Genomic DNA, 12,065 nt, shown 5'->3' with positions numbered 1-12,065 from the left:
CAGATAATCGTGGCTGGACTTTCACCAGCTAGAAGTGCACCATGCCCGGTACACTAAAAAAACGACAGGATTTCCTATCGTTTTGCCTTGATGTACTTGGTCGCAGCCATAAAGCTGGCAAGCCAGCCCACCAGCAGACCGCCTCCGAAGAGCAGGGCACCGGACCAGAATACAGCCTGTGACGGCTGCATGAGCTGAAATACATTCGCGAAAAGAATTCCGCCAAGGCCACTGTAGAGCCGGGGATAGCCCCAGGCAATCAGAAGAAAAGGAATGAGCGCTCCCAGAAGTCCCAGCACCATGCCCTGGATTTCAAAGGGAATCTTGATGAATGCATTGGAAGCTCCCACCTGCCGCATGGTGATGATTTCATCCTGCCGGGAATAAATCGTCGTGCGGATCGTGTTGTAGATCAGATACATGGACAGAAGCAGCAGCAGGCCACTGCCAATATAGCCGGCAATCCGGACGCGGCTGAGCAGCTGTGCAAGCTCCAGGGTGCTCTGTCCCCCATAGGTGACTGTCTCGACCCCTTCGATCCGTCCCACTTCCCTGGCAGCTTCTTCAATGTCGGTTCCATTCTCCAGATAGACAAACCAGGCATCCGACAGGGGATTCTGTTCCCCCCGGTACACCGAAAACGCATCCCCTTTTTCCTGAATCATCAGCTCCAGTTCCGCATCCTTGTCCGAATAGTCCGCATGATCCACGAAGGACAGGCTGCGGATCTGCTCTCCCGTCTGCTGCACCGCCGCTTCGTCCAGCCCCTGATTCAGCACAGCGTGCAGCCGCAGACCGCTTTCAGCCCGGGATGCAAACTGCTCAGTGTGATAGCCAATCAGCGAAAAGCAGGCAATCAGAAACAGGGAAACCGTAACGGCTCCCAGTGCGGAGAGCGACAGAGCCCAGTTCCGGGTGATTCCCCGCCAGGCGCTTTTGAGTTCGTAGAGAAACTGGAAAAACAGCCGCTTCATAAGGATTTGTATCCGCCTTTGCTGGAATCATGCACGATGTACCCTTTGTCCAGCATGATCGTCCGTTTCCGGAAGCGGTCCACAAGGTCCCGGTCATGGGTCACCATCACGATGGTGGTCCCCTGCGTCTGGTTGATTTTTTCCAGCAGCTCGATGATTTCCAGAGACATGTTCGGATCCAGGTTGCCGGTGGGCTCATCGGCAATCAGGATGGCAGGCCGGTTGGCGATGGCGCGGCCAATCGTGACACGCTGCTGCTGCCCGCCGGAGAGTTCATCCGGATATGCCCGCTCCTTGTCCTTCAGATCCACCAGCTCCAGCACTTCCCGGACCCGCTCTCTGATTTTCCGGGAGGGCGTACCGGTGACTTCCAGGGCGAAGGCAATGTTTTCATACACCGTCAGACGGGGGAGCAGGCGGTAGTCCTGAAAAATGCAGCCGATGTTCCGGCGGTATTTCGGAACCTTGCGGTGCTTGAGGGCGCCCACATTGGTGCCATTCACCGTCACTGTTCCCGAATCGGCCACTTCTTCCCCGTTCAGGAGCTTGATCAGCGTGCTTTTCCCGGACCCGGTGGGGCCGATCACATACACGAATTCCCCCGGGTCAATTCTCAGATCTATATGGTTCAGCGCATGCACGCCATTGGGATAGGCTTTGGATGCGTCCTTCAGTTCGATCATACAAGTCTCCTTTCCGCCACCGGGTATCCTGCCCGGCCGGGTATTGTCACAAGCCGGAACCGTCAGCTGCCAAAGAAAATTTCCGGGCGCTCACGGCAGGGCGTGCTGCCTTTGTTCTCGCAGGCACCCGCCGTATTGCCCCAGCCGGTTCCCCAGGCAAAGTCTGCGCTGGAAGAGAAGCGTTTAATGGCTTCTTCCACACTCATGTTTCCCAGATTGACCACTTCGATATGACAGTGCGGTCCGGTGGAGTTGCCGGAGTTTCCCGTCAAAGCGATCTGCTGACCGGCCGATACCGACTGCCCGGCGCTGACCGACATGCCTTCCTGGGAAAGATGCGCAAATGAGAAGGCATAGAGCGTGCCATTCATGGAACACAGCAGACAGATGGTGTTGCCGCCGCCATAGGGATATCCCGACATATTGCCCAGATATCCGGAATTGGAGGGAACCGGGTTGGCGGCATACAGAACGATGCCATTGGCCGGCGCAACCACCGGCGTCCCAATGGGAGCCGCCCAGTCCAGACCCAGATGAATGCCGCCACCGGGATAGGCCCAGGTACCTGCAGAATACTGTCCCCCGAGAACCGGCACATTGAAGCCTGAACTTGTGGTGATGGAGGCACTTCCGGCACCCGCCGAGGTGATGACAAAATCACGGATGGAATTCATATCCGCCTGTGCCGCCCGCTTCTGCGCCTGCAGATCGGCAATCTGCTGCTTGTACTGCGCCACCAGCTGATTGTAGGAATCTTCCAGCTGTTTTGCCTGGGCTTTCTGTTCCTCCAGCTCCGCTTTCTGCGCAGCGTTTTCATCCTGCAGCCGTTTTTCCTCGCTCACGGAGAGTTCCAGCTGGGCTTTGAGTTCATTCAGCCGGCTGATCTGCGCCTGATCATCTTCCGTGATCCGCTCAATGCCGGAAATCCGCCGCAGCATGTCATTGAGATCACTGGCACCCATCACCAGATCCACCAGCATATTGGTTCCCACATTTCCCTGTTCATGCCGCATCCGGGATTTGATCTGGGCATCCCAGGCATCAATTTCTGCCTGCTTCTGCCGGATCTGTTCCTGAAGCGCCTGGATATTGGCTTCAATCTCGGCAATGGCTGCTTCTTTCTGGCTGATCTGGGCAGAAAGTTCCTCTGCCAGGGCTTTCTGTTCCTGCGCCAGAGCTGCAACTTTGTCCGTTTCTCCTTCCAGAGAACTGATGGAGCTGGAAAAGTCTGATATGGACTGCTGCAGCTGCTGTCTTCTTTCATTTTCATAGGCTTTGAAGCCTTCACAGGCTTTGACCCCATCGGCAGAGGTCTGGGGTTTTGTACACTGGCCATACCAGTATTCTGTATCCGAATAATCCTCTGCGTGCACCGGCATCAGCGCCACGGGCAGACAGCCTGCCACAGCCAGAGACACCGAGACCAGAGATCCGGTCAGCTTTTCTTTCAGTTTCATCGATACCACCTCAGATATTTGCGGACAGCCAGCCAGGATCCCAGCGCACCGGTCAGCAAACCGATGCCAAAGACACCGGCACTGACCCAGGCTGCAAAAGGCCAGGGAGGAATCAGCACAAACATATCCGACAGAAGGACACCATGGAGCAGATTGTACAGCGCCGGATATCCGGTCAGAACCAGCAGGCCGGGAACCAGAGCGCCCCAGAAGCCGATAATCAGCCCTTCGAACACAAAGGGAGTGGTGATGAACCAGTTGAAGGCTCCCACCTGACGCATGATGGCGATTTCCTCCTGCCGTGTATGAATGTTCATTTTTACGGAAATCCGGGTGAGATAAACTGCCAGCAGAATCATGCAGCCCACCAGAATCCAGCCCCCTGTACGGGCGGCATCAAACACATCCACGATTTTGGAAATCATGCTGCCGCCGTAGGAAACGCTGGCAACACCCTGGAGCTTTTCCGCTTCCCGGGACACAGTCTCCACCTGCTGTGCGTTTTCCAGATGGACGGTGAGTACATCCAGGAGCGGGTTCCGGTCCTGACCGGCATACTGGCTGAATATTTCGCCGTTCTGCGCGATAAGTTCATCCAGTTCCTGTTCCCTGGTGGAAAAAGTCACTTCCCCAGCGCCTTCCATAGCGGAAAGCTGATCTGTCAGCACCTGACGCTGTTCTTCTGTCACTGTCGGCAGCAGGGAAACCTGGACGACAAATTCACTCTCTATATTTTTGGTAAACTGATCCACGCTGGCAGCCATGACGGTCATGAATGCCGCAATCAGCAGAGCTATCGCAATGGACAGACTGCTGGAAAATGCCGTGGAGAAATGCCGGCTGATATCTTTGTTGGCGCTGCGCACCATGCGGGGCAGGCTTTTGATGAATAAGAGCATAGATTCCTCCTTTGCATAGATAAATCAATTGTACCATGGCCTGCAGGCATTCCCCAAACGCAAGAAAATGTTAAGGTGATGTAATGATTTGCGTGGATTCACCCATAATTCATCGCAACTACACAAAATTTCCCATCATCCCGGCAAACTTTGCCGATAATGGTTTCGTATCTTATAGGTGTGCCAAGAGAACACAGAAAAAAATCTCTTCATAAATCTCTCTCCTATATTAGATGAAGGCAGCCGCAGGGCTGCCTTTGTCGTATTCAGCTGACCACGCCAGATGCACTGGATGAATTCCCCCAGAGTAGTCTGTTCACGAAAAAATCCGCAGGCGGATTGGATCCTGCAGATTTGAATTGCTCTCATTTTGTTATCCGGAAATCCGGCAGAACACATCAGCAGCCGGATTTTTCCAGAACCCGGTGCTGCCGCTGCAGTCGGGCGTTTTCCGGATCTGCCTCCAGTCCCTGGAGATTCCAGTATTTCGCCTGTTCCAGATCCTTCGGCGTACCCTGCCCCATCATATACATGGAAGCCAGCGGTTCACAGGCCTTTGTGCAGCCCGCCTGTGCCGCTTTGCGGACAAAATAAAACGCCTTGTCAAACTCCCGGCGCCCGCGCAGAAGCAGACCAAGTCCGAGCATTGATTCACTGTCCCCGTTCAACGCCGCCAGCCGGGTGTATTCCAGTGCCTCTGCCGGATCCGGGACTGTCTCCGTATACAGCTTCGCCGCCAGTATCTGGCTGCTCACATCTCCCCAGTGAGCCGCCTGGCGAATCAGCGGCAGCGCTGCAGGCAGATCACCTTTATCCAGCAGTTCCCTGTACTCACGCACCACATCATTCACGATATCCTGTTCCATACCCATCACACTTCTTTCTCCTCTCAGTGTACCGTTCCTCTTCCACCGGCTCAAAGCGGATACACAAACCCATCGGCAGGCTGACCGGATTTTGCCTTTGTTTTCCTGTCTCAGCCGGATTTCTTTTGCCGATGCGGCTGGCGCCTGGGGCAGGGCATAAATCCGGGCATACCGAAACTTGCTCCTTCAGAGTATGGTTTCTCCTGCGCATTGGAAAAACTGTTGTATTTGATCCCCGCGGAATTGGCGCAAATGGCGGAAAAGCTCAGCAGAGCCCCGGCAGTTGCATCCAGTGTCAAAAAAAAGCCCTCAGGATTTCCCTGAAGGCGAATTTGCATATTGGTGGAGCGTAGGAGGATCGAACTCCTGACCCCCTGCGTGCAAAGCAGGTGCTCTCCCAGCTGAGCTAACACCCCACATATAAAACAGATGGTGGGCCTGAATGGACTTGAACCAACGACCTCACCCTTATCAGGGGTGCGCTCTAACCACCTGAGCTACAGGCCCATCTGTTGACTGCTCATTGATATTACCACAGTCCCCTTTCTCCTTGCAAGCAGAAATTTCACCCAGTCTCAGCCAGTTTTCTGCACAACCAAAGGTTGTGCAGAAAACACGCTGAGACTGACATACTGCATTATCACAGCATTCAAATCAGAAACTCTGAAACCTTGTGGATTCCGACTCAGTCAGCTGTGTAACGTCCAGCCTTCTTTTTTACAGCGGGTGGCGTGAACAGCGTCCGCCACAGCCCTGTGTACAATATAAGAAAGCACTGCATCCTGCCTTTTCCCAGCCATGCAGCCCACAGAAAGGAATCACCATGAACATACTCGTATTCGGTTCACTGAACCAGGACATCGTCTATGACATCGACCACTTCGGACAGCCCGGAGAAACCACCAAAGCCCACCAGGTCAGTCAGTATCCCGGGGGCAAAGGTCTGAATCAGGCAATTGCCGCCTCCCAGGCCGGCAGCCCTGTCTCCATGGCCGGATGCATCGGCCTAGACGGAACCTGGCTGACGGCACTGCTGGAAGAAAAAGGCGTACAGACCGGTCACGTCCATACACTGGAAGCCGCCCGAACAGGCACGGCCATCATCGAACGGGATCCCGCGGGACACAACCGCATTCTTCTGGACCCCGGCGCCAACAGCCTGTGCACCCTGCAGCAGATTCAGGATACGCTGACGGCGTACCAGCCCGGGGACCTGCTCATCTGCCAGAACGAAACCAGTCTCACCCGTCAGCTGGTGCAGGAGGCCGGCAGCCGACAACTGCAGATACTGTTCAATCCGGCTCCCATGACAGCGGATATCCGGGACATGGATCTGTCCTGCGTGACATGGCTGGCTGTCAACGAAACAGAATGTGCACAGCTTCTGGACACCGGTTCCCGGGATCCTCTCACCCTGTGCCGCCTGTTCCGCCGCCGCTATCCGGAGACCTCCCTGCTTCTTACCCTGGGATCCCGGGGTGCCATCTGCCTGCAGAATGAACAGCTCTGGTTCATGCCCGCCTTTCAGGTGAAAGCCGTGGACACCACCGGCGCCGGCGATACCTGGCTGGGCTATTTTGCAGATGGCCTTCGCCGCGGTCTGCCCATGGGTCAGGTGATGAAACGCGCCTCTGCAGCGGCAGCTCTGGCTGTCGCCCGGGAAGGAGCGGCTTCTTCCATACCGGAAGACAGCCAGGTTGAAGACTTTCTCCAGTCACAGACAGAAGAGCCGGAGAAGACCGTTCTGTCACCTCTCTCTGCCTGATTCCAATATTCCTGATCCCTGCCAAACAGGCTCTCACAGGCAGACATCCAGAATGCACATAAAACTGATATATAAACATCAAAAGGCAGAGCGCCGCTTCCTTCTCCGAAGCTCACTCTGCCTGTTTCGCATCATCTTTTCCGGCGCCTGCTTCTTCAGAAGCAGCCTTGCCGTTTGCGCCACTGGCCGGCTTGTCTCTTTCCTGCCGCAAGGCATTCACCCGCTGCGAGACCTCCTGCACATGGCTCTCCACCATCTCCTGCGCCTGCTGCACCCGGGCACCAGCCTCCTGCACTCTGGCATTTACGGCACTCTGCGCATCCTGCACACGGGCCGTCACAGCATTCTGCGCATCCTGCATCCGCCGGCCGGCCTCCTGCACATGCCGGTTCACCCGGTCCACACTGCTCTGATAGGCTTCATCCAGCCGCTGATGCACAAACCCCCGCATATGCCGGCTGTTTTCCTGCATCTTCTGCAGACTCGCCACAGCCGCCGCAAAGTTTTCATCCTGATACGCCACACTGCCGACAGCCCGCTGCACATGCGCATGCAGCTGCTCCAGCGCTTTCTTGTGACGCCCCATCTCCCGGTTCGTCGTAATGAAATCAATGCCGAACACAATCGTGAACAGAATCATGATCCCCTGCATCGCATGCAGCGGAATATGCGCCACCAGATCCTCCATCCAGGGCTGGAACACATACGTCACCACCAGCCCCGCCACACCATACAGCGTGGAATTCAGCAGACACACCCGTCCATGGATATTGAATTTATGCTTTGAATAATCCCACCACAAGCGGTGATACCGCTTCTGGAGATACCAGCTCGTGATATACTCCAGCACACTCGTCAGCCAGAACGTATTCACGAACACCCAGAACGGATTCATGCTCAGCCTGTCCACAATATAAATAATGAACAGGCAGCCAAAACCGAAAATCGGCACATAGGGACCATGAAAGAACCCCGTGTTCACAAACCTGAAATCCTTCGCACCCACATACAGTCCCTGGACCACCCAGCCGCCAAAGGAGTACACCATAAAATAAAAATAAGCATGGAGACAGTTGATCAAGAAGGTTTCCATGTCGTCTCTTCCTCTCTCTGTTTCCTTTATTCTACCCTGTACTGCTCATTTCACAGTCAAAAACGCCCACACAGGGGCGTTTTGCGCATTTGGATATATCTGTAAACTCTGCAGCCGCATATTCTGCAGCCCGGTCATGAAAGCAGCCAGCCTACCGCCGCCTGAACAGACCTTTCAGAATCGCCACAGCCCCGGCAACCATCAGAATGCCCTTGCCGACCTCCTTCAAAGTCCCCGCAGGATCCTCCTGCGCCCGGTCAATAAACGCCTGCGCCTTGTCCTGCACCTCGCTCAGAAACTCCGGATATTCACCATCCACCTCTTCGCCGATCTCATCCGCCAGATCATCAATCGTCTCATGCATCTGATGGGCTTCCTTCGTCAGAGACTCACCGGCATCCGCCGCCAGGATCTCATCAGAGATTTTATCCTGTTCCTTCGTCGGAGTCCTCCGGAAAGTGGAGTACTGATCCGGTGCATCATTCGTGGAAGGCTGTCCCACATCCAGTGACAGATCATTGTCCAGAGGATGCTTCTTGTCATCCTCGCTTCTTGCAGTCACAGTCGCATTTTCATTCACATTGCTGCTGTTTGAATACGTCCCGAAAGACTCATCCAGTCTTGTGATCTCTCTCTGTGCTTTATCATTCATTGCAATTACCTCTTATCCGCCGACATACCGTACGGCTATCTAACAGAAATTATACGTTCGTGCCAAAGCAATCACCCGCCTCGTGCCCCGTGTGCCATCACATTCCACAACAGTCACACAATGCACCTCAGCGGCGCCTGCCGCCCTCCAGGAAAAACCCGAACGCGGCACCCGCGATCCCCCCGAGAATATGCGCCATCTGCGAAACATTGTCCGCCGTCAGCACTCCCGCCAGGATCTCCTGCCCCAGATACAGCACCACCACCAGAATCATCGTCACCGGGATTTCTCCCCGCTTGAACGACGTCATGCTGCACAGAATGATGAACGCAAACACCACCCCGCTGCAGCCAATCAGGCCATTTGCAGTCACTGCCATATTCGCAGCCGCCGTCAGAAAAGCCGTCACCAGAATGATGATCAATGTGTTTTTCGAACCGTATTTCTCCTCCACCACCGGACCAACCAGCAGCAACAGCATCATGTTCCCCGCAAAATGTTCAATCGACGCATGACCCAGTACATAGGTAAACATCGTCAGATACGTCCGCACGCTATCCAGCGGACCCCGGTGCGTCACAAACCAGTCAGACACATAGCGGTAGCCGGTGAACTCCGAGAAAACAAGCACCGCCAGACACAGCAGCGCAAACGTCAGAATTACCGGAGCATTGTACTTCAGGCGAACTTTCATGTTCTGATATCCTTTCAAATCCTTTCCAGTGTAACAGACACCGCCAGCCTGCACCGGAAAAACCGTTCTGCCGATGCGGCTGCCGCCTGTGACAGGGCATCAGAGCCGACTGGACAGGAGAGCCTGTACCGGATCTGTCCGTAAATCAGGACCGGCCCGGCGCCTGGTTACAGAGTCGCAGAAAAGGCGGGCCTCATCAGCCCGCCTTCTCCTTCTGCTCAGTAATCGATCCGCAAAGTCAGAAACCTGCAGTGCCCGATGGGATCAATCTGCAGCTCCCCGTTCTCCAGCTGCAGCTGACGCACCGGTTCCTCCATCAGATTCAGTTCCTGTATCCGCCTGGGCGGTCTGGAAAACCGGATGCAATCTCCCACCGCTTTGCGATGCTGCCCATTGTACAGCCGCAGTACGATGCCAGAACCATCTTCCGCCTGCTTGACTGCCGAAACCGTCAGATTGCCATCTGTCTCAAACAGAGAATGCACCGGAGCCTGACAGCCTTCTGTCTCCATCTGCGAGAAAATCAGCCGGCCGTTCAGGAAGCGGGCATACTCATACACTTCCACCGGGGAATTGAAGTCTTTGGCCATCTGAGAAAGCCGCGCACTGTTGAGGTCCGCCGGAATGAAAGCCGCACCAAAAGTATAGGTCATGGATTGCAGCAGCTGTGCATCCGGTGTCTCAATGATGCTCTCCCCGGAAGCCCGTCCCGGGCGGTACAGCAGGTTTTCCCTGCCCATGAATCCATAGGTGCGAAACAGCGTCAGACGGATCACGGAATCATCCAGAATTTCATATTCCCGCACCCCCTGGGGAAACACAGCCACTGTCCGGCCATCTTCACTCAGGGCTGCATAGCTCTGACAGGGTTCAATGGGAACCGGCGGTTCCTGCCAGGCACTGGACTGTGCCCAGTTCACCGGCTGACCGGCAGCCATTTCCGTTTTTCCATCTGCATCCCGCCGGTACCAGGCCATTTCCTTCTCATACCGGTTCGGACGGCGGATGCTGCCAAACTGCTGATCGGCAAAATTGAACGCCGACTGCATCTGTGCATCAAACAGCACACAAAGCCGGTGCGACAGACCTCGGTTCTCGATTTTTGCCTCAAAACCAATCACCGGATCCCCTTCCTTCAGCGTTACCGTCAGAGTAACCGGCAGCCGGGTATCCGCCACACCCGCCGCACGCTGTTCCAGATCGCCAGGGACCTTCATCTCCAGGCTGATCACAGCCCGTGAAACAAGGGGCGAGGATTCGATGCGCACAGCCGCCTGACAGCCGGTGCTCCGGATCACCATGTCCTGCCGCGGGGGAGAATAGTTGAAGCTGTCTCCATCATCACCGTTTTCCTCCAGAATCGCCTGGTTTTGGTACAGCCGGCCGGTTTTTTTCTCCAGCACATCCAGGGAACCATCTGCATTGACCGTGATCCGGTAAAATCCGTTTTCCAGGCAGTCCGTCTTTTTCAGGGCAGTTCCGGAGCTGTTTTCTGCAATCCGGTACTGCACATACCCCAGTGCCGGCACTTCATATTCCACTGCAATTACAGCTTCAAATACCTTTTCAGGCCGGTGCGGCTGGTCGGAAGGATTCAGAACAATGGTCTGGTTCAGCACATACTCCGTCAGATCCCGCATGGACAGAATGGTGTAAGCCACCGGTTCTCCCTTCTCATTCACGATCCCAAAGGAATCCGAAGGCACATACGTGGTGAAAACCCGTACACCTTTGCGCTTTTCCGGCAGCGGATTGATCAGCGTCCAGGACAGCTGATTTTTGTCTCCTTTGATGCCCGTGGCTATCAGCCGCTCATGGAGTTCCGCCAGAGCCATGGCCGTCTCCAGCGCCTGCTTGTTGCGCATATGCACATCTTCATTCACCGTATCTGCTATACAGCTGCCAATGGAGTCATGCGCGGCATTTTCAAACAGCAGCTTCCAGATTGCTTCCACCGCTTTTTTCGGGTACTCATTGCCCAGCGAAGCGCTGATCACCAGAACCGGTTCCAGCACATTTGCCACAAAGTTCTGCACTGCTGTATTCTCTGCCTTCAGATCCGAACGGGAACTGAAAATGGATTTATGGATCCGGGAGTGCTTGGCCATCAGCAGTTCTCCCTTCACCAGCTCCAGCTCCGGATGCGCATTCCGCACATCCTGCAGATAGTCCTGAACCGTGGAAATCACATAGGTGTTCTCCGGATCCGCTTCCTGCCGTTTTTCAACCAGCTCCACCAGGTTTTTCCGCACCGGCGCCTGATCGAATCCATTGGGGAAACAGACATTGTCCGTTGCCCCATGTCCCATTTTCTCCAGACACTCCCGTTTCCAGAATTCACCGCTGGCCGGCTCTTCTTCCGGAATGTTCCCGCCAATGTAATACCCGAAAGGGATCTGCGCTGCCAGCACCCGGCTTCCGTCGTCCCCTTCCCATTCAAAATCCGTACATCGCACCATGTCATCGCACACACCCCGCCAGAACACCGTGGAATCCATGCCGAAAGAACGGTAGATCTGCGGCATGTTCCCCGCCTGGCCAAAGGAATCCGGAACATACCCCACCATCATCACCGGACCGAATTCTCTGCAGCGGCGGATACCGTACATCAGATTCCGGACAATGCTCTCCGCCGAGATCACCATCTGGTCTGTCTGGGTGTACCAGGGACCAGTCACCAGCTGGCCTTTTTTTGTCAGCTCTGAAATCCGGGCTGCATCCTGCGGCCGCCAGGCCAGGTAATCATCCAGCAGCGATGCCTGCCCATCCAGCATGAACCGCATAGCCGGCTGCTCTTCCAGCGTATCCAGCACATCCTGGAGATCCTTCATCAGATAGACCTTCGACCGGGAAGTCGTAAAGTACCATTCCCGGTCCCAGTGGGAATGAGGAATCACATGTATTTTTTTCGTCATTGTCCTTCTCTCCTTCTGCAGCCGGTCATGCGTGTGGCGACCGGCACAATTTCCGATACACAAAAGG

General features: G+C 55.2%; 10 protein-coding genes and 2 tRNA genes. 1 reads left to right on the top strand and 11 read right to left on the bottom strand.

Annotation, left to right across the window (positions count from 1 at the left end; all coding sequences use genetic code 11):
- Positions 1-74: 74 nt before the first annotated feature.
- The 7 genes from ftsX (QZ305_RS01175) to QZ305_RS01145 form a co-directional block, all read right to left on the bottom strand.
- Positions 75-974, bottom strand: coding sequence for a permease-like cell division protein FtsX (gene ftsX / locus QZ305_RS01175; RefSeq protein WP_294729662.1), 900 nt, complete (start codon positions 972-974; stop codon positions 75-77).
- Positions 971-1,657 (bottom strand): cell division ATP-binding protein FtsE, encoded by a 687-nt coding sequence (ftsE, locus tag QZ305_RS01170; protein ID WP_294729661.1) that lies wholly within the window; start codon positions 1,655-1,657, stop codon positions 971-973. Before ftsE ends, ftsX (QZ305_RS01175) begins: the two co-directional genes overlap by 4 nt.
- A gap of 62 nt (positions 1,658-1,719) precedes the next feature.
- A complete protein-coding gene (locus tag QZ305_RS01165; RefSeq protein ID WP_294729660.1) occupies positions 1,720-3,114 on the bottom strand; it encodes a murein hydrolase activator EnvC in 1,395 nt (464 codons plus the stop codon).
- Entirely contained in the window at positions 3,111-4,013 is a 903-nt protein-coding gene (gene ftsX, locus QZ305_RS01160; protein WP_294729659.1) for a permease-like cell division protein FtsX, read from the bottom strand. The genes QZ305_RS01165 and ftsX (QZ305_RS01160) overlap by 4 nt, the downstream gene beginning before the upstream one ends.
- A gap of 398 nt (positions 4,014-4,411) precedes the next feature.
- Positions 4,412-4,885 carry a tetratricopeptide repeat protein gene (locus QZ305_RS01155; RefSeq protein ID WP_294729665.1) on the bottom strand — a complete coding sequence of 158 codons (474 nt, stop codon included), beginning with the start codon at positions 4,883-4,885 and terminating at the stop codon, positions 4,412-4,414.
- A 334-nt stretch (positions 4,886-5,219) separates the two neighbouring features.
- Positions 5,220-5,295, bottom strand: a tRNA-Ala gene (locus tag QZ305_RS01150).
- 14 nt (positions 5,296-5,309) lie between these two features.
- Positions 5,310-5,386, bottom strand: a tRNA-Ile gene (locus QZ305_RS01145).
- A 316-nt stretch (positions 5,387-5,702) separates the two neighbouring features.
- Here QZ305_RS01145 and QZ305_RS01140 point away from each other — a divergent pair.
- Entirely contained in the window at positions 5,703-6,644 is a 942-nt protein-coding gene (locus QZ305_RS01140; protein ID WP_294729658.1) for a ribokinase, read from the top strand.
- A 112-nt stretch (positions 6,645-6,756) separates the two neighbouring features.
- Here the strand turns inward: QZ305_RS01140 and QZ305_RS01135 are convergent, their stop codons facing one another.
- The 4 genes from QZ305_RS01135 to QZ305_RS01120 form a co-directional block, all read right to left on the bottom strand.
- Positions 6,757-7,737: a hypothetical protein gene (locus QZ305_RS01135; RefSeq protein WP_294729657.1), complete on the bottom strand. Its 981-nt coding sequence runs from the start codon at positions 7,735-7,737 to the stop codon at positions 6,757-6,759.
- Positions 7,738-7,888: 151 nt separating this feature from the next.
- A complete protein-coding gene (locus QZ305_RS01130; protein WP_294729656.1) occupies positions 7,889-8,389 on the bottom strand; it encodes a hypothetical protein in 501 nt (166 codons plus the stop codon).
- A 127-nt stretch (positions 8,390-8,516) separates the two neighbouring features.
- Positions 8,517-9,083: a rhomboid family intramembrane serine protease gene (locus QZ305_RS01125; protein WP_294729655.1), complete on the bottom strand. Its 567-nt coding sequence runs from the start codon at positions 9,081-9,083 to the stop codon at positions 8,517-8,519.
- A 218-nt stretch (positions 9,084-9,301) separates the two neighbouring features.
- Positions 9,302-11,998 carry a glycoside hydrolase family 38 C-terminal domain-containing protein gene (locus QZ305_RS01120; RefSeq protein WP_294729654.1) on the bottom strand — a complete coding sequence of 899 codons (2,697 nt, stop codon included), beginning with the start codon at positions 11,996-11,998 and terminating at the stop codon, positions 9,302-9,304.
- Positions 11,999-12,065 lie beyond the last annotated feature (67 nt).

This window comes from uncultured Faecalibaculum sp., from assembly GCF_910588395.1.
Classification (GTDB): Bacteria; Bacillota_I; Bacilli_A; order Erysipelotrichales; family Erysipelotrichaceae; genus Faecalibaculum.
The sequence above is the reverse complement of the archived record's forward strand: the minus strand, read 5'-3'. Positions and strand labels throughout refer to the sequence as shown.

Bases quoted from the DNA above. Each gene is read 5' to 3' on its own strand.
- QZ305_RS01140 (WP_294729658.1), top strand. From the start codon at position 5,703: ATGAACATACTCGTATTCGGTTCACTGAACCAGGACATCGTCTATGAC.
- QZ305_RS01155 (WP_294729665.1), bottom strand. From the start codon at position 4,885: ATGGGTATGGAACAGGATATCGTGAATGATGTGGTGCGTGAGTACAGG.
- QZ305_RS01120 (WP_294729654.1), bottom strand. From the start codon at position 11,998: ATGACGAAAAAAATACATGTGATTCCTCATTCCCACTGGGACCGGGAA.
- ftsX (WP_294729659.1), bottom strand. From the start codon at position 4,013: ATGCTCTTATTCATCAAAAGCCTGCCCCGCATGGTGCGCAGCGCCAAC.
- QZ305_RS01125 (WP_294729655.1), bottom strand. From the start codon at position 9,083: ATGAAAGTTCGCCTGAAGTACAATGCTCCGGTAATTCTGACGTTTGCG.
- QZ305_RS01135 (WP_294729657.1), bottom strand. From the start codon at position 7,737: ATGGAAACCTTCTTGATCAACTGTCTCCATGCTTATTTTTATTTTATG.
- ftsE (WP_294729661.1), bottom strand. From the start codon at position 1,657: ATGATCGAACTGAAGGACGCATCCAAAGCCTATCCCAATGGCGTGCAT.
- QZ305_RS01165 (WP_294729660.1), bottom strand. From the start codon at position 3,114: ATGAAACTGAAAGAAAAGCTGACCGGATCTCTGGTCTCGGTGTCTCTG.
- ftsX (WP_294729662.1), bottom strand. From the start codon at position 974: ATGAAGCGGCTGTTTTTCCAGTTTCTCTACGAACTCAAAAGCGCCTGG.
- QZ305_RS01130 (WP_294729656.1), bottom strand. From the start codon at position 8,389: ATGAATGATAAAGCACAGAGAGAGATCACAAGACTGGATGAGTCTTTC.